Annotated in this window: 6 protein-coding genes and 3 pseudogenes; all 9 read right to left on the bottom strand. The window is 56.1% G+C overall.

Annotated features, from left to right (window positions below; all coding sequences use genetic code 11):
* Positions 1–151: 151 nt before the first annotated feature.
* The 9 genes and pseudogenes from shdA to bamB all read right to left on the bottom strand — a co-directional run bounded on the left by shdA (position 152) and on the right by bamB (position 26,717).
* A pseudogene (gene shdA, locus J4728_RS08470) lies at positions 152–6,232 on the bottom strand (fibronectin-binding autotransporter adhesin ShdA).
* Between the two features lie 559 nt (positions 6,233–6,791).
* Positions 6,792–6,878, bottom strand: a pseudogene (locus J4728_RS08465) (IS1 family transposase); the annotation flags it as partial.
* A 14-nt stretch (positions 6,879–6,892) separates the two neighbouring features.
* On the bottom strand, positions 6,893–14,200 hold the full coding sequence (gene ratB, locus J4728_RS08460) for a DUF823/DUF824 repeat adhesin RatB (RefSeq protein WP_208211586.1): 7,308 nt from the start codon (positions 14,198–14,200) through the stop codon (positions 6,893–6,895).
* A 165-nt stretch (positions 14,201–14,365) separates the two neighbouring features.
* Positions 14,366–19,963 (bottom strand): annotated as a pseudogene (ratA, locus tag J4728_RS08455) (DUF823/DUF824 repeat adhesin RatA).
* A 119-nt stretch (positions 19,964–20,082) separates the two neighbouring features.
* A complete protein-coding gene (locus tag J4728_RS08450; protein WP_086811672.1) occupies positions 20,083–21,042 on the bottom strand; it encodes a SinI family autotransporter-associated protein in 960 nt (319 codons plus the stop codon).
* A 57-nt stretch (positions 21,043–21,099) separates the two neighbouring features.
* Positions 21,100–23,292, bottom strand: a complete 2,193-nt coding sequence (gene sinH, locus J4728_RS08445) for an intimin-like inverse autotransporter SinH (protein WP_000252217.1) — start codon at positions 23,290–23,292, stop codon at positions 21,100–21,102.
* Between the two features lie 345 nt (positions 23,293–23,637).
* Positions 23,638–23,859 carry a zinc ribbon domain-containing protein gene (locus J4728_RS08440; protein ID WP_000406466.1) on the bottom strand — a complete coding sequence of 74 codons (222 nt, stop codon included), beginning with the start codon at positions 23,857–23,859 and terminating at the stop codon, positions 23,638–23,640.
* Positions 23,860–23,947: 88 nt separating this feature from the next.
* Positions 23,948–25,420 (bottom strand): ribosome biogenesis GTPase Der, encoded by a 1,473-nt coding sequence (gene der, locus J4728_RS08435; RefSeq protein ID WP_000249411.1) that lies wholly within the window; start codon positions 25,418–25,420, stop codon positions 23,948–23,950.
* 118 nt (positions 25,421–25,538) lie between these two features.
* The gene (gene bamB / locus J4728_RS08430) at positions 25,539–26,717 is read right to left on the bottom strand and encodes an outer membrane protein assembly factor BamB (RefSeq protein ID WP_023218396.1); all 1,179 of its coding nucleotides are present in this window, start codon (positions 26,715–26,717) and stop codon (positions 25,539–25,541) included.
* Positions 26,718–26,724: the final 7 nt, after the last annotated feature.

The following is a 26,724-nucleotide window of genomic DNA, read 5'->3' as shown; positions in this document are numbered from 1 at the left end:
CCCCCCCCTCGGCAGCGCAATGTCAGGTTTCGGTTTCGCCTCAGCCAACCTACGCGCCACATCGGATAAGGTGTAGCCATAATCCGACGATCAACCGGTTTGTCATTAGCCTCAAAACCGGGCTGGGAATACCCGCCCGGTTTTGTCTAACTTACCAGTTATAGCGCAGATTCAGGCTACCGTTCAGATCGCCAAAGTCATTGCTGCCAGTCTGCCCGGCAACCTGAGCGCGAACGCTCCACTGCTTATCGATATCTGCCTGCAGACCCACTTTCAGCTCCGCACGGTTAGCCGGAAGATCCTGTTTCACCGTGGCATCATCAAACGATACCGACACATCATCGCTGGTGTGCAGCCAGTTAGCTTCAGCAAACGGCTGGATAACCGTACGGCTGCCTTTGTACAGCTTGCCTTCAACACGCAGACCCAGGCGCGCTGTCCAACTGTCGCCATCCTGACCGTCGATCCGGGTGCCGTAGTTATCCTTCACGCTATCCGCTGAGTAATTCTGCCAGACAACCTGCGCCTGCGGCGTCAGACTGACAGTATTGCCGTTGCTAAGCGCAATATCGTAGCGATAACCAGTTTCCAGCGAGACGGCGTTAGCGGTTGAATCATAAGATTCAGCTCCCGCATCACCGCTCTCTACGCTGTTGTTGTAGAAACCATATTGGTACCAGCTGTCGACATACGCGCCGCTATGCGTTTGGGCATCGGCAAACCAGGTGGCATAGACGCCAAGGTTATAGCCGTCTACGTTGCCGCTACTGGTGAACTGGCTACCGTCCGCGCCACGGTTACCGGTGCTGTCGGTATCGGCGTTGATGTAGCTCGCCATGACGCCAACGGTAACGCTCTGCTGGCCGTTACCCCAGGCCAGAATGTCGCCGCCTAACTGGAACTGGGAGTAGTTGCTGTCCATATCGATATTGCCGCTGACAGCCTCGGATTCCGCTTTACCCGCTTTGAAGCGCGCCCATACGCTGCCATCGGCATTACGATACTGGCTGCCCTCGCGGTCATAGAGGGTCTGCATTTGCAGGTTGCGCGCCATTCACTGGTTGCCCATGTACGCGCCGATATCCGCACGGTACTGCGGTGCGACATCGCCGCCATCGTCCGGAGGCGTGACATTACCGCCATCGTCACCGCCATCCGAAGGCGTGTCATCACCGCCGCTGTCGTCATCATCAGACTGTGCTTTTGACGCCAGATACCAGTCGTTGTCACTTTCATTCCAGTACAGACGGTAGGTATACAGACTGGCGTTAACTTCATTTTTTAACACAAACGCATCGCTGGTCGATACGCCGCCAACATCCACCACTTCGATACCGTTAGTGGTCTGTGCTCCATCGCCGATGCCGTTGATGTACAGATCGGTGGTGCCGGAGGCATCGCCGGTAATGACTAACTTATCGGTCGCCGAATCATCGTCGCCCAGGACGGTATTCAGGTAAAGCGAGCCGCCGTTACCGGTATAATCGCCGTCAACATAAAGCGTATTGCCAGGCGTGCTGGCGCTGCTACCGCTGGTCATTGTCCCCATGTTGACCAGATCGCCATTGAGGGTGAAGATAGCGCCTGTCTCCTCGCTGTCGCCGAAGACCAGCGTCCCTTCATTGGTCACCTTACCGTTAACGGTTGTACCGTTGCTGCCGCCAAAGGTCGCGTCGGAAGCGACGTTCACCGCCTGCTGGCTGCCCACTTCGCCAATCGTACCGTCTCCGGCCAGCCACAGCGTGCCTTCCTGTACGTTAGTATCGCCGGTGTAGGTGTTCACGCCGCTCAGCGTCAGTTTACCCGCGCCCAGTTTGGTCAACGTTTTACCATCCCAGTCGCCGTTGCCGGTTTTATCGCCCAGTACGCTGGTGACTTCAAAGCTATCGCCTGCGCCCAGAGTGAAGGTGCCGTGTGCTGGCGTCGCTGACGTGGCGGTCGCATTCCAGCTCAACCCTTCGGTAAGCAGATATTCTGACGCATCTTCAGGATTGATTGTCCCGGTTACGGTCAGATAGTCCGGCTGGTCAGTGAGGTTCATCGTCAGGCTGGTAAAGTCGCCGCTGATATCGCTGTCCATATCCATCAGTTTAAAGGACTGGAACTCCGCATCGGAGGCGCGCGCTTGCAGGCTGGCGTCGCTGACGACCAAATCGCCGCCAAGCGTGGCGCTGCCGCCGGTGATCAGCGGTTGCACTGAGTCACTATTCAGCTCAACGTTCAGCGTACTGCCATCTTGCTGAATTAACGCGCTGTCGCCGAGATCCAACGAGGTGCCGAGCGCCAGTTGGGTCGTCGCGCCGCTATGAGTGGTGATGCCGCCCGCCGCGCTGACTTCACCGTCTGCGTCCAGCACCAGCGTGGCGTTATTGTCTACCAGACCGGTGCCCAGCGCCGTCGTACTGGCGGCGACCAGCGTACCTTCATTGATGGTGGTGCCGCCGCTGTAGTCGTTGTCGCCGGAGAGGATCAGCGTGCCTGCACCTTCTTTGGTCAGCGATTTACCGTCCCATCTGCTACCCGGATCCAGCGTGTCATCAACGTCTGTCAGTGTAGCCGCAACGTTAAAGCTGCCGTCAGGGTCGCTCAGGGTAAAGGTGCCGTGGGCGTCGGTAGTGGCGTTGTCTCTGTCCGCATACCAGGAGAGGGAGGCCGTCAGATCATAGTGGGTGTTGTCTGCTTCATCGACTTTTCCGTCGATAGTCAGGAAGTCAACATCTTCGCGGTTCATCCCTGCAATGGTCAGATCGTCGAAATCGCTCGTAATGGCGCTGTCGCTGTCAATCAGCGTGTAGGTGTATGCCTCAGGCGTCCAGCTGTCTGTAACATTACCGATACCGCTGATGTTGAGCGTGCCACCCAGCGTGACGCTGTCAGCGGTAATTACTGCGTCGTCGGTGGCCACGCCGAGGTCAATACTTAGCGTACTGCCGTCTTCCTGGGTGAGCTGGCTCGCGCCAAGGGTGCTGCCCGCCGCCAGCGCGGTAGTGGCGCCGGTATGGGTGGTGATGTTCGCAAGCTCGAATGCGCCGTTGGCATCCAGCATCAGCGTACCGCTGTTGTCGACATCACCGCCGCTCAGCGCGTTAACGTTGGCGGCAATCAGCACACCGTCGTCAATGGTGGTGCCGCCGGAGTAAGTGTTGTCGCCGCTTAACGTCAGCTCGCCCGTGCCGATTTTCACCAGCGAACCGGTGCCGGAAAGCGTATTTTTCAGCTCGCCCTCGCCGACCTGAAGCACGCCGTTGTTGGCAACAGCTCCGGTCCCCAGTGAATCCGCATGGTCAGCAATCAGCACACCGTCGTCAATGGTGGTGCCGCCGGAGTAATCGTTATCGCCGTTTAACGTCAGCTCGCCTGTGCCGGTTTTCACCAGCGAACCGCTGCCGGAAAGCGTATTTTCCAGCTCGCCCTCGCCGACCTGAAGCACGCCGCTGTTAGCGATAGCGCCAGTGCCCAGCGAATCCGCATGGTCAGCCGTCAGCGTGCCGCCGGTAATGGTGGTGCCGCCGGAGTAAGTGTTATCGCCGCTTAGCGTCAGCTCGCCTGTGCCGGTTTTGACCAGCGAACCGGTGCCGGAAAGCGTATTTTCCAGCTCGCCCTCGCCGACCTGAAGCACGCCGCTGTTGGCAATAGCGCCAGTGCCCAGCGAATCCGCATTGTCAGCAATCAGCACACCGTCGTCAATGGTGGTGCCGCCGGAGTAAGTGTTATCGCCGCCTAACGTCAGCTCGCCGGTACCGGTTTTGACCAGCGAACCGCTGCCGGAAAGCGTATTTTCCAGATCGCCTTCGCCCACCTTAAGCACGCCGCTGTTGTCGATATCGCCGCTGCCCAGCGAATCCGCATGGTCAGCCGTCAGCGTACCGCCGGTAATGGTGGTGCCGCCGGAGTAAGTGTTGTCGCCGCTTAGCCTCAGCTCGCCTGTGCCGGTTTTCACCAGCGAACCACTGCCGGAAAGGGTGTTTTCCAGCTCGCCTTCGCCGACCTGAAGCACGCCACTGTTGGCAACAGCCCCGGTACCCAGCGAATCCGCATGGTCAGCAATCAGCGTGCCGTCGGAAATAGTGGTACCGCCGCTGTAGTTGTTATCGCCGGTCACGATCAGCTCATCGCTACCGCTTTTGACAATTTGGCCCTCGCCGGTCACGTTGTTATCCAGCGTGCCCTGGCTCAGCGCAAGCGTTGCGCTTTCTGCAATCGTCACATCGCCAGTGCCGAGCGCGGCGGCGTCTTTGGCGGCCAGAATGCCGCCGTCAATTTCAGTATCGCCGTAGTCGTTGCCGGTGTTGCTGAGGATCAGCGTGCCGTCGCCTTGTTTGGTTAGCTTGCTGCCGTTCCAGTTGGAGGTCGCCGTGGTTTCGTCCAGTTCGCTGGTGACGGTAAAGGTACTGCCTGCATCAACGGTAAAAGTGCCATGCGCAGCGCGCGCAGAATTTGCGCCCGCGTACCAACTCAAGCCCGTAGACAACTCGTAGTTGGTATTATCATCCGCATCAACGCCCGCGTTGATCGTCAGATAATCCGGCATAGCGGAGGTGTCAGCATCCAGTGTTACGCTGTCAAAATCGGTAGTGATTGCGCTTTGTGAATCAATCAGCGTGATCGATCCAAAGTGTTCGTCGGTTTCGGGCGCGACAAAGGTGGCCGTTGAGCTAAGGTTCAGCGTCCCGTCCAGCGTGACGTTGGCGGCTTTGATAATTGGCGCGCTGTTGGCGGTATCCAGCGTCGCGTTTATCTGGCTGTTATCCTGTAAGGTCAGGGTATTGTCCACCGTCAGCAGCGTACCTGTCGAACCGCTCGCGTTGCCCAGCGTAATATCGCCGTCGTTGGTCAGATTGCCGACGGTTGACGGGTCGGTCATGTTCCACTGGCTGGTGTCGTCGAGCGACAGCGTAGTAAACATCGCATCTACACTACCGGTTAACGTGGACCCCTGGCTTAAAGAGAGCGATGACGATGACGCGTCACTCTGAGCAACGTCACCGATCAATGTCGTATTGTTGGCCTGAATTACCGCCTTGCTGCCAAGCTTGATCACTTCCGGCGCTTCAAATGTGCTGTCGGTCAGCACGATAGGAGCGTTAATCGTCGTGCCAGTGTCCACATGCAGCGCAATCGTGTCTGAATTAACCTGTACTTTGTTGACCGTCAGCGCGTTGAGATCCTCATACCCGTCGAGTTTTCTTTTGCTGGTTATAAAGATACCGTCGCCGTCGGCGTTGATGGTGGCGCCGTCGATCCTGGCGTCCGACGCCAGAATATACACGCCCGTACCGGCAGAGGTAATGTTGCCGCCTGTAATATCCAGGGTAGTGGCGTTATTGGCCTGTACCGCCGCGCCGCTGGCATTGGTATGTGTTATGGTCGCGTTGGTGAGATTAAGAGCGGCCTTATTGGTACCCTGGATGGTGCTCATCGTACCTGCAGAGCTGACCGAGCTATCAGACAGGTTCAGGGTGGAACCCTCGTCTGTCGCGGTGTTTCCGGCAACAACGTTTATCTGGCCTTGCGCCAGGGTGATTGTGCTACCGTCCAGCACGTTCAGCGTACTGCCTTGTTGCACCTGCGCGCTGCTGCTGTTAGCTGCCTCAACGATGGTACCGTCCAGCGTTGCTTCTGAACCCGTATACAACGTCATTACGCCGAAATTGCCGTCAATCGTTAGCGTACTGTCTGTTAACGTCAGTGTGCTGCCATCCGCTGCGGAAATACCCTGGGTATAAATGCCCGTAGTGGTTATCTTCGCGTCGGTAAGCTCAAGGATAGCGTAATGATCCAGCGAAATGGCGTTGGAAACATACTTACCGCCATCCGGATCATCAGCTCCGCCTCCGCTTGTTTCAATGACGAGCCCCGTCCCTGTGACCGTGGTGGGCTGCCAGCCGACGGTGGCGACACCCGAGACATATAGCGCCGCGCCTTCATCGGTGCCCGAATAGCTCATCGGCGGCGTTGACGCATCCAGAACGTGGGGCTGCGCATCAGCATATGATACCTGATTGTCGGCCATGGCCAGCGGGCTGAAAAATCCGAGCGCTGCAGCCACGGCGCAAGCCAGCGCCGCGCGCGTTGCTTTTATTATTTGTCCATATTCGGACTTTTTGTTTAGGGAATGGATTTCACTCGCGCATACTTGCGCTTTAACTTTGCTGTGGCCTCGCGCCAGTTCTGAAGCCACGACATACATATTTCGCACGGCGCTCCAGACAATACTGTAAGTCCTGTTCAATTTTTAAATTTCCCTTTAATAACGTTCACGAAGCAAACTGGATTTTGATTGGGCTACAAATAGCCTTTAAATGCTACATTATCAATGAGTTAAATAATAAATAACAAAAATACAGCTCTATGAATGGTTGCAATCACCTGAAACAATATATTATCCAAGCCAAATTATTAACTAATTTCAAGGCTTATTTCAATGCCAGGTCAATTTCTGGTTGATTTATAATTGATATAAATACATTCATCCATTTAATAAATATTTATGTCGTGAATAACATTTAATAACTTCATATATTAAAATAAATAAATGCGTGAAACAAAAAGGTGTGATTATCATGCGACACCTGGCGTTATTTTAAATACACTCGTCATACTTCAAGTTGCATGTGCTGCGGCTGCGTTCCCTCACCCCAGTCACTTACTTTAGTAAGCTCCTGGGGATTCGCTCGCTTGCCGCCTTCCTGCAACTCGAATTATTTAGAGTATATACGTAGCGCCAGATGCCGGGTTGCAGAAGGGAGACGGCGCTTTTACACACGCGCGGCAAACGGTGGTGGCGCCAATTAGCAGAACATATACTTTTCAATGAATGCTACTTTCACTTTTTCATGAAGCTCAATTGAACGTGAAAAGCAGATTATTTTCGTACCAGACGCGTAATACGTTACTCCACGCACGTCGCATAACCTGCTGTGTTTGCCGGCTTAATGGCGCAGTTTTGTTGCCTGGTATTCTCATCCACGCCGCAATACATGCCGCCGCTCGAGCTTGATTTAGATAAATAGGGATAGCCCTGCGTCGGCCAGCCTAACGAGCTAATTGAATGATACAGCGTCAACAGGTCGTTATTATCCGGTGCTTTGCTAAGGCTACCGCACTGTTTGGCAATATCCCATTTCGTGTTGTCCACCGTATGCGCCATCGCCCAGTACTCGTTATTTGCATGCACTCCGTTGGTAAATACTGGCGTCACGCCTGACAGCATCTCAGCCTGAAGCCACGGACGATGCAGCGTTTTTCCGTTGACGGATGTCGTATCCGACATATTTCCCCAGAACAACGCCTTATCCGTATCCGGGCTGGTAAGTACCATAAAAATCACATCCAGCGATGCGTGAAGAGTCGTATTGTCCGTCACTTTCACCGTGAGTGGCGTTTTCAACCCCAGGCTTTTATCCTGATTAAGCGTAAACGTTGCCGTACCGTCGCTGCCGGTAGTGCCGGTAAAGACAATCCCGGTGGTGGTCATACTTTGGCTGGCGCTTGCGGGAGTCAGCTCTTTAAGCATGAGATCGTCTGCTCCGGCATCCGCTGCCACGTCGCCATCCGTTATCACCATACCTGCCCGATTTTTCGAATCGCCACGTGACAACGTAAAACCGACGTTGGCGACCGGGTTACCGCTGCTATCTTTTACCGTCACCGTTAACGGCATCGCGCTTCCCTTCGCCACTACCGCCGCATTTTTCGCGCTGTCCATCGCCGTCGAGGTCAGCGTAATACTGGCAGGAGTAGAAGTACGCGGCTCGACCAGACACACCTGAGCGCCGGTGGCAGTCGATGAACTGGCGGTGCCCTTACCGCCGCTATTCAGGTTTATAAATTGGTAATATCCGGTATTCGGCGCACGATCCGCCGCCCACCAGGATTTGTTCCCCGCCACCGGCCAGCCGTAATTTGTACCGATTGCGCCGTTAGGATTGTCGCTATACAACGTTTGCAGATCGCCCGACAACGGCTGGTATTCCGCATCACAGCCGGTTGCGCCCGCTTTTTCAGTGTTCGCTGCGGTGACTAAGGGCCATGTTTCATTGTTAACCAGGTAAGTACCGCTATTCGACGTCATCTCCGCCGCCAGCAGCGGACGCCGGAACTTCACGCCCGCGCTGTTGGTCACGGTTTCCGGCATGTGTCCCCAGTATTTGGCTTTATCGCTGTCCGGGCTGGTAATGACGGTGAAAATGACGTCCATATCGCTAACTGTCAGCGGATCGTCGACAAGCATCGCCTGCAGCGGTGTTCTCAGGCCACGGGAATCATCCTGCGTCACTTCGAGTTGCGCTTTACCATCCTCATCCGTAATGCCATACCAATAACTTGTGCACGAAGATACCGTGCAGTTAAACGTCATTGAGCCCGTAGACGGCGCAACCGATGTGAGTACCATGCCTCCGCCGGAACTGCCATCAACGACACCCGCCCGGTCTATCGAAAGCGTTCGTCCCAAACGGATAGTAGTATTGGGCTGCGGCGTGCCGGAACCATCCCTCACAGTGACGGTCAACGGCAGGCTCTCGCCCTTCTTCGCCACTGGAGCGCCTTTATCCGCATCCATGGCGCTGGAGGTGAGTTCTATCGACAATTCCCGGCGCTTTGCCAGACAAAGCTGCGCCGTGGCGGTATTGGCTTTGGTTGTCAGCGTATTATTATCGCTGAGTCTGACATACTGGAACTGACTGTCTGAGTGCGTGGCATCCGGTACTGAGTTACCCGCCCCCCAATATTTTCCTGATGCCACCGGTAGGCCAAGCGTTGTCGTGAGTGCGCCATTGGGATAATCGGTATATAGCGTCTGTAAATCATTTACCGTCGGCAACCCCAGCCGATCGCACGGGCTGGCGGTGTCCTGATACATATTCGGATAACGGCTCCAGGTATACCAGGTCTCGTTATTTTCCGTATAACCCGACGTGTCCGCCGTTGAAGAAAGTTCAGCGCGCAGCAGCGGTCGCTTAAATTCAACCCCCTTACTGTTGGTAAAGGTTTCCGGCATATGGCCCCAGTATTTGGCCTTATCGCTGTCCGGGCTGGTCACTACGGTAAAGATTGCGTCTTTGCTGTCTGTCAGGTTGCTGCCGTCCATCGTGGCGGCGCTGATAGTGGTTTTTAAACCGGCGGTACTGTCCTGCGCAAGGGTAAATGTCACCTGTCCCTGGGCATCAGTTTGCGCATACAGATATTTCGCCGAGGTATCCAGCAGGTATGTCGCCAGGCCGGACGGCATCACATTACGCAGCGTAATATCGTCTGTGACGCTTGAGGACGATGTGGCGCTGTTGGCGCGATTGTACGAAGATCCGCGGCTGATTTTCACCATCACGTTTTTCATCGGCTGACCTGCGGCGTCTTTCACGTCGATGGTGGCGGCCATCTGCTCGCCCTTCTTCGCCTTTGCGCTTCCGGTGGTTTCATCCTGGCCTGCCAGCGTCAGCGTCAGGCTGGCGGCGGCGCTGCGCGGCGAGGCAAGACAGGTCTGCATGTAGTACATCGAGGTGCTGGTCGTCGTTTTGACATCATTGCCGTCGTTAAACAGGTTGACCGCCGCGTAGAGCGACTTCGTGCCGTCTGACGATATCACGTAATCCCCCGCCCACCAGTAGCGGCTGACGTTGTTGTTGCCTGAACTGGTCATCGGCCAGCCGTTACGGCTGCGCATGGCGTTATCCGGGTATGTCCCGTACAGCGTCTGGAGGTTGGCTACGGTCGGTAGCGTGTCGCGCCCACAGCCGCCACCGGTGCCGTTCCAAGCTTTATCGACGGTTATCATGCCCCAGGTTTCGCCTTTGTCGTAGTAGCCGTTGGCGATGGTCAGCGTTTTGCCGGGCGTAGCGCTAAACTCGCTGGCCAGCAGCGGACGCCTGTACGCCACGCCGCTGCTGTCGGTCAGCGTTTCCGCCATATGGCCCCAGTAGTTGGCCTTCGGCGTGTCCGGACTGGTGACCACGGTAAAGATGACTGGCAGCGGCGCGCTCGTTACGCCGTTGTGTTCTATCGCCGCCGTCAGCGGCGTTTTAAAGCCCGCGCCGCTGTCCTGGCTGATATTCAGCGTCAGCGTGCCGTCGGCGCCCGTGGCGGTGTAATAGTTAGCGCCGCTGCTACGCCCGTCGCTGTGGTTTATCTGTATATCCGCCGCCGCCGAGCTATTCACCTCCTGATTCGCGCGCCCGACGCTGTCGCCGCGCGTAAAGATAACCGGCGTGTCGGCGGCCGGGTTGCCCTGGGCATCCCGCGTGGTGATGATGACCGGGATGGTCTCGCCGACTTTCGCTTTGGCGAATCCGTCGCTGTCGTTATACACAGGCGAAGTGAGCGTTATCTGCGTCGCCGCCGGATGGGCGTTTTGCAGGCAGACAAAATAGAGTTGTTCATTCCACAATAGCGAACCGACGCCGCCGTCGCGCAGATTAATCGACTTAACGTAGCGGTTTTGCGTACTCCGGCTCAAATCGGCGGTGCTGTCCTGGTAGTTTTTACCGTCCAGCGGCCAGCCCTGCTGCGTATTCATGGCGCCGCCGGGCCTGGCGTCGTACAGCGATTGCATATCGGCAAGGGTCGGCACGTATCCCGCGCCGCAGGCGTCGTTCGCCATTTCAAAATCGACGATTCCCCACGCTTCGTTGTTTTCCGTATTGTCGCCGTGGGTAACGCCGCTGGCGATTTCAGCCGATAACAGCGGGCGCTTAAACACCTCGCCGTTGGCCGCCGTCGTCGTTTCCGGCATATGGCCCCACATTTTGGCTTTGTCGCTGTCCGGGCTGGTGACCACGGTAAAAATAGTATCGATGCTGGCCGTCGCGCTGGCGTTATTGTACAGCGCCGCCGTAATCGCGACTTTCGTCCCCTGGGCATCCGGGCGGGTGACGTTGATGATTTTGCTGCCGTTTTCACCGGTCATACCGCCGATTTGGGTGGCGCTGTCGTTGAGCGAATCGCCGTCAATCACCACCGCCGAGACGATGCCGTCGCCGCTACCGGCGATATGTTTCTCCCCCTGGCGGGTATAGCCGTCGCCGCGGCTTAACACGAACGGCGCTTGCGGCAGCGGATTGCCGCTGGCGTCTTTTACCGTCACTTTAAGCTGGAGCGTATCGCCCTTTTTCACCTTCACCGCGTGTTCGCTGTTTGCGTTATACCACAATGCCGCATCCACCGGCTCAATGGTGATAGACGCCGCCGTCGGATTTTTGCTGACCAGACAGCTCACGTAGTCCGACGCATCGCCGGAAGCGGTATAGCCGCCCGCAGCCAGTGATACCGCCTGCCATGTAGCGGCGCTGGCGAAGGTGGAAGACCAGTAGTCATACGTCGTCGGCCAGCCGGATACGGTGTGGATTTTATTGCCGTCGCTGGAGGCATACAGTGCGGCAAGCTGATCGGCGCGCGGCAGATGGCCGGCCTCGCAGCCCCCGGCGTTGGGGTTATTCAGCGCGTCGGCGTGGCTGACACGCGCCCAGGTTTCGTTATCCTGCTCCTGGGTACGGGTGGCGGCAGTCGCTTCCGCCGCCAGCTTTGGCCGCTGGAATTCCATATCACCCACGGTGAGCGTGTCCGCCATATGACCCCACATCTGCGCCTCCGGCGTATCGGGGCTGGTGGCAACGGTAAATTTCACGCTGCGGTTGACGGGCGTGGTAATCAGTGAGTTGACCGGCAGTACGCTCAGCGGCGTCAGTAAGCCCACGCCCTGCGGCTGTTCAATCACCAGCGTGGCGTTGCCTTCGGCATCGGTCATGCCCTGATACGTCATCGACGCCTGGGAAGAGCCGAAAGGCGTTCCGCCCATCACCAGCGTTCCGTCGCTGGGATCGGTAAAGCCCGTGGTGGCGTTGTCGCGATTTTTGCCGTGCGCCATGGTGACGATAAAGCTGGCGTTGGGCACGCTTAACCCGTTCAGCGCATTAACGGAATGGACATTCATTGTGATTTGTTCGCCGACTTTGGCTACCGCATTGCGTAACGACTCATCGCCATTAAAGTAAACGTCCAGACTGGTCACCAACTCGTTACCGGAGCAGGAGAGATAGTTCGGTTCGGCGCCGCTGAACGTGCTGTCCGCGCCGGTCGCCAGGTTGACGTGCGCGGTGGTGGAACCATCAGTATCCGCCGCGATATAGCTGTGTTTCTGCGTCGGCCAGCCGTAGGTCGTTTCCATCGCGTTGCCGGAATGGGCCTGATACAGCGTATCCAATAGCAGTTGCCCCGGCACCTGGCCGGTACCGCACTGGTTCGTCGCCGCCGTTACCGAGTTAAACGTCGCCCAGTATTCGTTATTCTCAAATTCGGAACCGGTATCCTGCGCGGCCTCTTCTGCCAGCAGCGGGCGTTTGTAGATATTGCCCGCTTCCACCACGCCCTGCATATGGCCCCACATGCGCGCCTGCGCCACGTCCGGGCTGGTGACGACGGTAAAAATCACGTTCTGCGTCGCTTCCGTGCCGTCGAACAGCACCACGCGCACCGGGGTTAATACGCCCGCACCCTTATCCTGAGTCAACACCAGCGAGAACTGACCGTTGGCGTCGGTGACGCCATGATAGTGGCCGTCGCTGCCTGCCAGATTGGTGATAATTACCGGATCATCCGTCCACTGATGCCCGCTATCAATATCGGCGTTCTTTTGATTCTGGCGATTTTGCTCGTCGCCCAGGTAGACGTTAAAGTAGCGATAAGGCAGCGGTTTATTGGTGGCGCTGTCGGTGACGGTGATCTTCATGTTGATCTCTTCGCCCACCTTCACTTTCGCCGCGTTGACCGTTGAATCAAAATTATCGGCGCTAATCACTAATTTCGGCGTGACCGCAGGCGGGGCTTTATCCACGCAGCTAACCAGCGATTGCGTGGCGTCCGGCATCTGCGTAAGGGCGCGGCTGCGCATATCAATGCTGATATGGTCAGTGGCAGTCGATCCCTGGGAGGAGGACCAGTACTCTTCGTCACCGGATGTCAGCCCTACCGGCCAGCCGAGGGTGGTGGCCAGATCGCCGCGCGCAATTTTTAACCCTTCCAGTTGGCGTGCATCCGGCAGAATATCGCAGTGCGCGTCGGCGTGGCCCCAGTTGAACTGCGCCCAGGTTTCATTGTTGATGCTGGCGGTGCGGTCTTCACCGTCGGTTTCCGCCGCCAGTTTGGGGCGGTAAAAGGTGTAGCTTGCGCCGTCCACCGTGGCGGTGGACGTCTCTGCCATATGACCGTACATGTTGGCGCTGCTGCTGTCCGGGCTGGTGAGGGTGGTAAAAATCACGTCCACGCTGGCTTTCAGCGCTGGCGCGCTCGACGGGTGCGCTATCAGCGGCGTTTTAACGCCCGGGCCGTTCGCCTGGGTGACGACCACGGTCGCCACGCCCTCGGCGTTGGTCGTACCGTGATATTCCGTGGCGGTGGTGGTCAGTTCGGTGTTGCCGACGCGCACCGGCGCGGCATTGTTTACCACGCCCTGGCGGTTTTGCGCGTCGCCGCGGGTAATCACGAAATCAACGTTGCCCTCCGGTTCGCCGCCGCAGTCTTTGGTCGTTACCGTCAGCATGATGCTTTCGCCCGCTTTGACCTTCGCGGCGTTGAGCGACTCATCCAGATGATCGGCGGCGAGCGTTACCGGGTCGCCCACGGCGGGCGCGATATCCACGGCAAACTTTTGATCAAGCACTTCGACCGCCGTGTTATAAGGCACGCCGGTGCGGGTAAGCAACCACAGCGGCGGTATGGCGGTTGAGGTATCCAGTTGCGACCAGACCACCAGATGGCGGCCCGCCAGATTCTGCGCGCAGAAACTTATATTGCTGACGGGTTGTGGATCAAGCGGCGTGTCCGGCGTGGCGGCGTCGGCCCACACCAGCGTAACGGCGGGCGCGCGTTCAGCCTGCCAGACCAGCGGCGGCACGGCGAAGATATCGCCTTCGGTGTCGTGCGGATTGGTTAAGGCCAGCGCGCTGCCAGCATCACTGGTGCTGAACTGGCTGGGCTTCGCGGAGTAGTCAACAGGATTCGCCGCATCAGAGCGCAACTGAACGCTGCCCTGATACACCGGGATCGTCACACTATCGGCCTGCGGCGGAGTGCCGTTAATAGCCGCAGTTTGCTCAGTGAGTTCCTGCCATGCGCCGCTGCTTCGCACGGCCTGCGCGAAGAAAGGCGTTAAACTGAGGGCGCATAGCAGCAGCCAGGGTAAAAAACCGACACACTTTTTCGATTTCACTGACGTACCTGAGAAAAGTCCATTTCGTTGCAGTTCATTCCATGAATACAAAAACGTAAAAATACATCGCTACCGGAACAGCGCCAGCTACAAGGGATACCCAGGTTGGGCGCCGCAAAGCGTCACCCAACATTCAAACGCGCTCCCGGCCCCATTACCCATTCACTACGGCACCCGGCACGAGCCTAAGCCCGAGGTCGTCGCTTTTTCACGAGTACAGGTTGTCTGGCCGGTCGTTTCGTTAAATGAACAGTAGTACTTATTGCTTTGACCTTCATCTTGCGACACATAGTCCCAGGATGATGTCGTCGGCCATTGCAACGTGCCGATAACGCTCTGCAACGCTTTCAGATCGTCCAGCGAGGCTATATTTTCCTGCGATCCGCAAAGATGCGTCAACGACGTTTCCACGTGTTCGGACTGATAATAATAGTTCGTCCCCCAGATTTCATTATTAAACGGCCAGGTATCCCGGGGCGCGGCAGAGAGCTCGGCTTTCAGGTACGGGCGGCGCAGCGTAACGCCGTTCACCTGCACGGTATCCGGCATATGACCCCAGTATGACGCATACGGCGTATCCGGGCTGGTTTGTACCGTAAAGATTGCATCTACGCTCGCCGCCTCATCAAATTGATTCGCAAGCGCCGCCGTGACAGACGTTTTTAACCCCAGCGATTTATCCTGAGTTAACGTAAACCGCAACTTACCGTCATCGCCGGTGAAGCCAGACCATTTTGTGCTGAGGCCATTCTGGTTATTAAACGCCACTGCCGTACCCGCAGGTGCAACCGGCGTCAGCATCATATTCGCAGGCGAAGTTGTAAACGGAACCGGCTCGCCAATCACGCCTGGTTCAATGTATTGCTTATCCACCTCACCGCGCGAATAAGAGTATTCACGCGTCAACAGTACGGCCACCCCGGCCTGCGGCTGCCCGGCGTCGTTAGTCACCGTTACCGTCATCGGTATCGTTTCGCCTTTTTTCGCCATGGCCGCTGATTTATCGGCGTTCCATGCGTCGGAAGAGAGCGCGATATTCAGCCCGCTGCGCGATGTTGTCAGGCAGAGTTGTAAGTAGTAGTTACCCGGGTTTTCCGACATGCTGTAGTTTTTCCCCGTCTTGAGATCTTTATACTGCCAGTAAAGGGTTGAGCCTTTCAGCAGGCTATCCCCCGCCCACCACCGCTTCCCGACGGGCAATCCAATATCGGTCGCCACCTTGCCGCTTGGGTGATCGTTGTACAGCGCAGTGAAATCATCTATCGCAGCCATCTGGTTCATCGGACACCCGCCGTAATTGCCGGTATTAAAACTATTCACCATGATCCAGTTTTCATTGGTTTCGAAATAGGTATCCGTGTGCGCCTCCGATGAGGGCTCGCCTGCCACCAGCGGGCGCTTAAACTCCGCACCGTTGCTGGCGGTGAAGGTCTCCGGCATATGGCCGTACATGTTGGCCTTGTCGCTGTCCGGGCTGGTGAGGACGGTGAACACCACCGGCAGCGATGAGGTCGCCGTCGGCGTATCGTTCAGATTCGCGGTCAGCTGGTTTTTCAACCCTATGCCGCCGGGTTCGGCAAGCGTCAGGGCCAGCGTACCATCCGCGCCGGTGGCGCCGGTCAGAACCGATGTGGCATAGTAAAACTGTTGCTGCGCACCGGTGAGCGGCGTCACCGTCATGTTGGTGCCGTTAGTGGCTACAAATTTATTATAGTCAGGGTTGCGCGCCTTCCCGGCGTCGCGTTTAAGCGAAAAAGTCGCATAAGGCACCGGGTTGCCCATCGCATCGGTAGTGGTGATGAGTAGCGGGATCGACTCGCTGTTTTTCGCCTTCACCGCCTGAATAGCGTCATCCATCGCCTGCGGGGAGGTGAGGGTAATCTGCGTGGCCTGCGGCAGCGGCGTCGTGGCGCAAATTTGATACTGCCAGGCAGTGCTGGTCGCGCTGTTTTCTGACCGACGCGAACCATCAGCCAGATCGACTGCGTAATAGAAGTCAAGTTTTGCCCCGCTGGAAAATGACGTCGAGTTCGATCCGCTCCAGTAAGAATAGTAGACCGGCCAGCCCTGGGCGGTATTTATCGTTCGGCTCGGGTATTTGCTGTAGAGCGAATCCAGCGCCTCAACGGCAGGGTAATAGCCCGCCGCGCAACGGGCCGGATTGGCCCCTTCACTGGCTGGCCCATGAAAAACCGCCCAGGTTTCGTTGGTTTCTTGCTTAGACGCAGTATTGTCCGTACTGGACAGCTCAGCGTACAGCAGCGGGCGCTGGTACACCGCGCCATCCGCCGCCGTCAGCGATGGCGCCATATGCCCCCACATGCGGGCGACGCTGACATCCGGGCTGGTGACGACGGTAAAGATAGTGTCAATGCTGGCACTCACGGCGGCATTTTCATACAGCGTCGCGTTAATCGCGGTGCGGGTGCCGTGGGTGTCCGGGCGGGTGACGCTGATGATACGGGTGCCGTCAGTGCCGGTCTGCGACCCCATTTTGGTGGTGGTCCATGCCAGCGATTCGCCGTCGATCACCACGGGCGTCACGATGCCTTGCAGATCGTCACCGTCCTGAGCGGTATACTTTTCGCCCCGGCGATCGTAACCGTCGCCGCGGGTGAGCACAAACGGCGCTTCCGGGATCGGGTTGCCGCTGGCGTCCTTCACCGTCACCTTGAGCTGCATCGTCTCGCCCTTTTTCACTTTGACCGCGTGGACGTCGCTGCCGTCGTACCACTGCGACGGATTGACCGGTTCAATGGTGATGGACGCCGCCACCGGGTTATCGCTGGCCAGGCAGCTGGCGTAAATCGAGACGTTGCTGTTGGCAAATTCACTGCCGTTCGTCAGCGCGATCAGTTTCCAGGTGGTGGCGCTCTGGTAGGTGGACGACCAGTAGTTAAGATAGGTCGGCCAGCCCTGAATGCTGTGAATCTTGCCGCCGCTGTTGGCGTTATACAGCGCCTCAAGCTGGTCGATGCGCGGCAGGCGGTTCGCCGCGCAGCCGCCCGCATCCGGGTTGCCCACCGCGTCGCTATGGGCCACGCGCGCCCAGGTCTCATTGCTCTCGTCCTGGGTACGCAGCGGGTTGCTCACTTCACCCGCCAGTTTGGGCCGCTCAAAAGTCCAGTCGCCCACGGTAATCGTGTCGGCCATATGGCCCCACATTTTGGCTTTTGCCGTATCCGGGCTGGTCGCGACGGTAAACTTCACGCTGCGGGAAACCGGCGTATTGATGTATGAATTGACGGGCACGATGCTTAACGGCGTCAGCAGCCCCACGCCCTTTTTCTGGGTGAGGATAATGGTCGCATCGCCGTTAGCGTCGGTGATCCCGTGATAAACCTGCCCGGCAACGTAGCCCACGTCGTCAAACTGCATCTCGCCGTTGCTGGTATCGGTAAAGCCGGTCGTCAGCCCGTCACGCCGCCTGCCGTTCGCCATGGTGATGGTGAAGTCGGTATTGCCGATCGCTATGCCGTTAAGGGCGTTGCGCGAATGGATGTTCATCTTAACCTGTTCACCCACTTTGGCGTCGGCGTTTTTGATCACCGGGTCGTCGTTGAAGTAGACGTCCAGCACCGCCACCATTTCATTGGCCGAGCAGGTCAGGTAGTTGGGCGTATCGGTAAATTTGCCGCTATCGCCGTTTTCGAGGTTGACGTGTACCGTCCCGGAGGCGTCGCTGTCGGCGGCGATGAAATAATCTTCAGTCGGCCAGCCGTGCTCGCTTTCCATCTGTCCGCCCGTATGTTCGCTGTACAAATGCGCCAGCAACGACTGATCCGGCACCTGGCCGACACCGCACTGCGCGGTGGCCGACGCCACGGAGTTAAACGTCGCCCACTCTTCGTTATTTTCGCTGAATTGGCCGTCTTTATGGCTGGCCTCCACCGCCAGCAGCGGACGTTTGTACAGGTTGCCCGCGTCCACCACGCCGCGCATATGGCCCCACATGTTGGCGCCGTCCACGTCCGGGCTGGTGACCACGGTGAAAATTACGCTAAAGGACAGCTCGACGTTGCCGCCTTCGTCGTCCGGCATCACGATGCGGATGGGCGTTTCGACGCCCAGGCCGCTGTTATGTTTTAACGTCAGGTGCGCCTGGCCGTTGACGTCAGTCACGCCGGTATAGTGCTCCGGCGACGAGGCGCTCATACCTTCGGAATCAACGGTGACCCGCAGGTTATCCCATGCGTCCTGATGTTCCCCTTTGCGGTTTTTCGCCGGGTCGATAAACAGCTCCATGTAGCGGTAAGGCAGCGGTTTTTGCGTGTCCCGGTCAACTACGGTCATCGTCAGATCAATCGACTCCCCCACCTGCGCTTTATACGGTCCTTGTGGGGAGAGAGTAATCTGCGGGTGCGCCGCAGGCTGGGCTTTATCCACACAACTGACCAGCAGCGTGTCGCTGTCGGCGGCCCTGACGACCGATGCGCTGTTCATATGTACGGCAGCGTGGTAGCCGCTCATCTGATCTTTGGTCGACGACCAGTATTCGGCATCGTCCGTCGCCGGCCAGCCGGTGTACGTTGCCAGCGTGCTGTGCTCATGTCGCATCTGCACCAGTTGTTCGGCGTCCGGCAGAATATTGCAATGGTTATCGGCGCCGTTCCAGTCGAACAGCGCCCAGGTTTCGTTGGTATCGACGACGCTTTTGTCAGCGCCGCTCGCTTCCGCCGCCAGCTTCGGGCGGGTGAAGGTGTAGGTTATACCGTTCAGCGTCGCGGTAGCGCTCTCTATCATGTGGCCGTACATACTGGCCTTATCGCTGTCTGGACTGGTGATGGTGGTGAAAATGACGTCGACATTGTCGGTCAGCGTGGGATAGTTTTGCGAAGAGACGATAAGTCGCGTTTTTACCCCCGGACCGTTCTCTTGCGTTACCACCACCGTGGCGTTGCCCTGCCCGTCCGTTACACCATGATATTCTGTTTGCGCAGTCGTTAACTCGGTATTGCCAACGCGCACCGGGTTAGCGTTATTGACCACACCCTGGCGATTTATTGCATCCTCGCGACGGATCACAAACGGCGCATTGATCGCAGGTTCGCCATCACACGCTTTGGTGGTGACAGTAAGAGTAATACTTTCTCCGACCTTAACTTTCGATGCTTCAAAACTGGCATCGACATGATCGCCGCTCACAGAAACAGGGTCGCTCACCGCTGGTTTGATATTCAGCGTCACTTTCGGGCTTAACAGCGGAATGGTCGCATAATTCGGCACCCCGGTATTCGTAAAGAGCCACAGCGCGGGAACGTTGGTTTCATCTTCCACCTGCGCCCAGGCCACCAGCTGTCGCCCGGCGAGGTTTTGGGCGCAAAAGGTCAGGTTCGGAACCGGCTGCGGCGAGAGCGGCGTGTCGGGCGTGGCGGCATCGGCCCATACCAAGCCCATGGCGGGCGGCTGGCGGTTTTCCCAGGCGATGGTGGGCGGATCGCTAAAGAGATCGCCTTCGGTATCGGTGGAATTGACCGCCCGCATCGAGGTTGAGGTAGCATCCGCGCTAAAATCGCGCGGCATGGCGCTGAATTCAATATCGTGGGTTTTGCTCGGGTCAAGCAGCGTACTTCCCTGGTAAAGGGGGATAATAGCGCCGTCGGCCAGCGGCGCGGTGCCGTTAACCGCACCGGTGACTGAGTTCAGCTCTTGCTAGGTTCCGCCCTTCAATAGCGCCTGCGCAGGTGCGATCGACGCTGCAAACATGATCAGTAATGTCAGTAAGAAATGTACAACTTTATTCACTTGCCGATTCCTGTCCATGAGCGATAGCCACCCGTTTTCATTCTCTGTCGTAATTCAACCCACTTTGCTTAGCGCGCGGCTAAGCAAAGTGCGCGGAAAATACCACTCCCCGCGGGGAGTGGTATGTTGAGGACAACTTATTTGCGTTTGTAGTCGATGGACAGACCAAAGCCCTGGACACCGTCGCTACCCACGGTAACGCCGCCGTCTGCTCCCTCGAACGCCGTTTTCGCTTCGGCGTTGGTGACAGGGATGACAAGGTCTTTATCGTTCCAGCTTTCGTTGACGATACCGCCGGTACCGGTACCTGCAATTTTACTGGTGCCGACGAATTTCCAGCGGTAGTCATACTGGTCGGTAACGTTTTCACCGGCATCATAGGTACCGTTGCCGTTCTTATCGCTCCACAGCAATACCTGATAGGTGGTATTCGTTTTGAGTGTCGTCCCTGTATTCTTCAACAGGTTGGTATTCGAATCTTTCTCATGAATAACCACATGGACGTTTTCATCCACCACCGGACCTTCCGGAATTTCGTCATCATCCGAACCACCGCCCGCATCGGTCGACAAGTCTTTCAACAGCAGTTCGGTTGCCACGGCAGGGTCACCGGTGGTAGTGGTTGGCGTGATTTTGATACCGATATAACGATCCGCATCAGCGGCCTGGATTTCATAACTGTCACCAGTACCAAGATCTTTGGGGTCGCTGCCATTCTGATCGCTAAAGCTCACCCATTTCACGGTGGCTTTAGTTGCCGTGTTGTCGGTGTCTAGGTCGCCTTCCGTATCGCCAATCGCCCAGTTCACCGTGACCTTATCGCCAACGTGGAACTGCTTATCGCCTTCGGTCACAATTTTACGATCGCCGCGATCGATAGTTACCGTTACGTGATCTTTGTCGGTATCCGCAGTTTTATCCGCCGCACGGGTAATCCACGGCACCGTACCCTGAATGGTGCCCGTCTGTTCAGAGACAATCTGCCACTGCCCCGATTTCAGATTACCGTTTGCCGCCACCGCTGGCGCGGCGCAATACCCGGCAACTACTAATGCTAAAGCGACCTTCGTCAGCCGCCGTTTTACTGTTGCTTGCATTCAGACTCTCCTTTTTCTCAAAATTCAGCGGCTGGCTGGTCAGCCACAACGCTGACGCTATTTCTGACTATACGTAACGCGTATGCCGTAACCCTGAACGCCATCTTCCACATTGGCGGCAAACTTCTGCGCCGCCTCTTTATTGGTTACTGGCAGGACAAGATCTTCATTCATGGTGTTGGCCAGCGCGCCGGTATGTCCGTTTGTACTCTGCCCGGTAAACTCCCACTGGTAGTCGTACAGCGCCATCTCTTCTTCCGTGAGCTGCTCGGACATCTGGAATACGCCGTCTTTATTTTTGTCGCGCCACAGCAGGAAACGGTAAGCATTATTGACCGTAGGGTGCTTATCTTCTTTGCCGATCAGGTTGACAGGGTTGGCAGCTTTGACCTGATAAATCACCGCATTCAGCGCGCTCAGGTTGTCGCCGATAAAAGTGACATCAACGTAGTTACTGTCGCCATAGGCGTCTGCTTTCGCCTTCCAGCGGAAAGTCCCCGGCAGGGTGCTGGAAAGCGTCACCGTCCCCGCTTCTTTGTCACGACTGGCAATAAACACGCAGGGGGTTTCCGTGGTGCAGGGCGTCTGGGCCAGGGTGACTTTTTTATCATTGCTGTCGTACAACACGGGCGTCATGGCATCGTCCACCAGTTCGTTACCATTGCGATCCGTGGAGTCGCCAAAGGAATCGGTGATCAGCAGATCCATCACCACGCCGTCTTCGCCATCGGCCAGCGCGCTGGCTTCATGGCTGTGATCGCTGCGATCGGTATCGGCAATGTTGTCGACGATCAGCTCAATTTTGCGATCCTGCTGGACGGTGATTTCCACCACGCCGGAGTTCTGCTTATTGCCCTTTTCATCTTCCAGCGTCATGCGTACTTTCCAGGTGTTCAGGGCGGTGCGCTGCTCTTCGGTATCGGCATTAACCCAGGCAGGAAGCACCAGATTCCAGCTGTTATTGTTGCCTTCGGTTAACGCATTAGCTTTTACCACCGGCATCACCAGCGTACGGGCGGCGTTGTTTTTCGCCTGCCAGGAGGCAGAAATAATTTTGTAATGGTGGTTAATCAGCGCGTTGACAGTCCATTTGCACTTTTCCAGACCAACAGCGGCCTCAGGCGTATCTTCAATCACGCATTCCGGGTGTTCATTGGTGGCGTCAGCCTTCAGCCACAACGTGACGTCCAGCGGATCTTTCTCGCGATATTCGAGAATGATGAAATTGTTACGATCGACAAAATCGGTGCGGCTGCCCATTAAGGAGTGCTGAATTTTAACGTTTTCCGGATCGAGCTGCGCCGCCAGCGGCGTGCCTATCTGGTAGTTCACGGTCGCGTTAACGCTAAAGTCGTTACTATCGCCAGTACCGGCTTTGTAATCCGTACCAACCGTGACCAGCGGTACCGGCGTATATTCCAGCCCCAAAGTGACGGCATGAGGATCTTTTTGCAGATTATCGGTGCCAAACAGCGCTACTTCATCGCCGTAGTACTGTTCGTAAACTAATTTAGCGCCAAGCTGCGGATAAAACGGCAGCCAGCTTTCCATGCGGAAATCCCAGCCGCGCGCGGGTCGTTCTTCATAAAAGTCGAAATCTTCGGAGTCTTTCCAGTCAGAAAGAGGATGGTAATAGTTGCCGGAGAATTTCAGGTAATCCGTCCAGGCTTCGGTTCCCAGACCTAATCGACGGTGACCGCGCGTAAAATCGTAGTCATAGAATGCGTTGCCGCCAAGCAGCCAGTTGCCGACGTTCTGGCGAACGCCAAGCCCAAAGTTACCAATGGTGCGGTCTTCCTTACGCTGAGCCGAAATCTGGCTAAAGAAAAGCGTGCTCTGGTTGTCATACCAGGGAATAAAATAATCCAGCGAACTGCCGTCCAGATCGCCGCCTTCGCCCACGGACAGGCTGGTACGGATCTTGCCATAAGGTGACATTACACCTTCAAGATATGACTGTGCTGAGGAAGTGATTTGGTTTTGCAAATAGCTACGCGCCTGGGATTCCAGCGCTTCCGGGGTGAGATTATCAAAGCCCTGGGTGGCGGAATTAATAAAGTAGTCAGCGCCCTGTTCTTTAAAGGACTTTCCTTTATTTTCCTGTTCTTCTTTTTTCGCGGATTCGCTGGCTAAATCAGGCAGGGAGGAGTGGCTTTCATCATTTGCAGATGCAGAGTTATCTGCGCCAGAAGCCGCAACTGAGACTCCAGACACTAATAGCAAAACCAGAATGCGAATCCTTCGCACCATATGATATCCCTGTCGTTAAATAAACACGCCTCTATGAAAAGATATTATATGGATGATTCAGATGGAATCATAACTAACAGGCCTAAATATATTCCTAAAAAGAAAAGTTTAATATGAAACAGATTTATAATATTGATATAATAAATAAAAAGAAGGCTGTTATTTATTTCTAATATTAATTTTCGGGAATAATATTCCCTATAAATAGTTGAATCAATAAAAAGAATAAAATAACCGCCGGGCAGGATACTATGCTGATATTACGGGAGTATCGAATAACGCTTTTGCCCTTAGCCGGATAAGACGTCGGCGCCTCTGCTCTGCGGCGCAACGTCGACAGCGGTTTTATTGATCGGAAATGACGAAATTAACCCGTTTTTTTGAAATTAAACCATGACCGTTCTGGCAAAAATAGTCCACTGCGCCGCAGGCTTTCAAAACCTGTAACGGCTGGCGGCAGTCAGGACAAAGTGCCTGTAACGAGAAATCTTTAGCGCATGTCTCGCAATGCGCAGTATCGCCATTGCGCTCCAGCGCGTGATGGCAAACGGGGCAGGTTATTTCCATAACATTCTCCTCAGGCGCATGACTCACTTTTACTTGAAAGGCCTGATAGCGCAGCGCTTGTCAGGCCTGGAATATTACTGAAAAAGCATTACTTGCTTTTCTTGATATGTTTCATCAGACGCTTACGTTTGCGCATTTGCGTTGGCGTCAGTGTGTTACGCTTGTTCGCATACGGGTTCTCCCCTTCTTTAAACTGAATGCGAATCGGCGTCCCCATCACTTCCAACGACTTGCGGAAGTAGTTCATCAGATAGCGCTTATAGGAGTCTGGCAGATCTTTTACCTGGTTGCCGTGAATAACCACAATCGGCGGGTTATAGCCGCCAGCGTGGGCATATTTCAGTTTCACACGGCGACCGCGCACCAGCGGCGGCTGATGATCTTCCACCGCCATCGTCATGATACGGGTCAGCATCGCAGTGCTCACCCGGCGAGTGGAACTGTCGTAAGCCTCGCGTACGGACTCAAACAGGTTGCCGACACCGCTGCCGTGTAGCGCAGAGATAAAATGAACGCGGGCAAAATCAATAAAGCCCAGACGGAAATCCAGCGTCTCTTTCACCTGCTCTTTGACTTCCTGGCTCAGGCCATCCCATTTGTTGACTACGATAACGAGTGAGCGCCCACTATTGAGGATAAAGCCCAGCAGAGACAAATCCTGGTCGGAGATCCCCTCGCGCGCATCGATAACCAACAGTACGACGTTAGCGTCTTCAATCGCCTGCAACGTTTTAATCACCGAGAACTTTTCTACCGCATCGGTGATTTTTCCGCGCTTACGCACCCCCGCCGTGTCAATCAGCACATATTCCCGTTCGTCGCGTTCCATCGGGATATAAATGCTGTCGCGAGTGGTGCCCGGCATGTCGTATACCACCACGCGCTCTTCACCGAGAATACGGTTAGTGAGTGTGGACTTACCTACGTTCGGGCGACCGACAATCGCCAGCTTTATCGGCAGGCTTTGCGGGTCAAAATCATCTTCCGGCGCTTCTTCACCATTTTGTTCCGCCTCGAACTGCGCCCAGTATTCCGCGTCTTCATCCACCTCTTCCTGCGGCGCGACATCATCCATCCACGGCAGAAGCACATGTTCCAGCAGGCTCAATACGCCGCGACCATGTGAGGCGGCGATAGGGTAAATTTCGCCTAATCCCAGCGAGTAAAAATCGACAACCGCCTGATCGGGATCGAGACCATCCGTTTTATTCGCCACCAGGAAGGTCGGTTTTTCACGGGAACGCAGATGTTTGGCAATCGCTTCATCCGCCGGCATCAGGCCAGCGCGCGCATCCACCATGAACAACACCACATCCGCTTCTTCAATCGCCAGCAGCGACTGTTCCGCCATCCGCGTTTCGACGCCGTCTTCGGTGCCGTCAATACCGCCAGTGTCGATACAGATAAACTCGCGGCCTTCAACTTCCGCACGACCGTACTTACGGTCACGAGTCAGACCCGGGAAATCCGCAACCAGCGCATCTCGGGTGCGGGTCAGACGGTTAAATAGCGTGGATTTTCCGACGTTAGGGCGCCCGACAAGCGCGACCACAGGTACCATGTTTAAAGCCTCATTTAAAAAATCATCAGACAACGCGCGTCATTTTTACGCCGTTGTTAAAAACAGGAAAACGGCCCCTACACCAGGAGCCGTTTTTTAAAACACACAACCGTGACGATTAACGCGTAATCGCGTAGACCGTACCGTCTTTGGCCTGGATGAGCAGTTTACCATCCGCCACCGTCGGTTCGGTCAGAAAACCGGAACTGTCTACTTTTTGTTGGGCCACAAAACGCCCGTCATCAACATTAATCCAGTGCAGATAACCTTCGCTATCGCCGACGACTAAATCACCATTATACAGCACCGGGGAGGTCAGCAAACGGTGCAGCAAATCGCTTTGCGTCCACAGCGTTACGCCGCCGTCAGTGGCCAGCGCCAGCACGCGATCGTTCTGATCGACCAGGTAGATACGGTCGCCGTCGACGATAAAGTCATTGACCGAACCCAGCTCGCGTTTCCACATAATCTGACCACTGCGCAGATCCAGCGCCGTTAAGTTACCATTATACGCCAACGCGTAAACGACGCCGTTTACCACAACCGGCGTGGTATCAACGTCGCTCAGACGGTCAATTTCCGTTGGGCCAGTGGCCTGGGAGATACGCTGCTGCCAAATCATCTGCCCTTGTTGCATCAGCACGGCGCTGACGCGGCCATTATCACCACCAACGATAGCCGCGCCGAACGCGGTTGCCGGCGCAGATTCGCCGCGCAGCGACAGCGAAGGCATATCCAGGTTCACCGTCCATTTAATGGCGCCATCCGCCTGATTTAGCGCCTGCAACTGACCGTTGCTGGTATGGATAAGGACGATTCCATCACTGACAACCGGGCGAGACAACGCTTCGCCTGCGACCTTCGTCTGCCATGCTGTGGTACCGTCGCTGGTATTCAGCGCATAAACCTCGGCCTTTTCACTGCCGATATAGACGTGACCGCCCGCGACAGTGACGCCGCCGGACAACAACGCGGACGAACGAGAGAACCAGCCGTCTTTCTCGCCCAGATTCACAGACCAGATCTCTTTGCCATCATCCGCATTGAGCGCTTTTACCACGCCCGCGCGATCGGCTGCATAGACCACGTTATCTGCCATTACCGGATGAAGGTTAGAATAAAATTCGCCAATTCCGTTACCGACAGAGGTGCTCCAGACAGTGGTCGGGGTAAACTGGTTTTCAACCTGCGGTAATGGAGACATCTTGACGACATCTTCTTCGCCGCTAAACAGTGAACAGCCGCTGAGCAGGGTAACGGAAAGCAACCCTGGCAGAAGTAATTTACGCAATTGCATCGGGTCC

It is taken from the genome of Salmonella sp. 32070601201500089SM (assembly GCF_017573605.1).
In the GTDB taxonomy this organism is placed as follows: Bacteria; Pseudomonadota; Gammaproteobacteria; order Enterobacterales; family Enterobacteriaceae; genus Salmonella; species Salmonella enterica.
The sequence above is the reverse complement of the archived record's forward strand: the minus strand, read 5'-3'. Positions and strand labels throughout refer to the sequence as shown.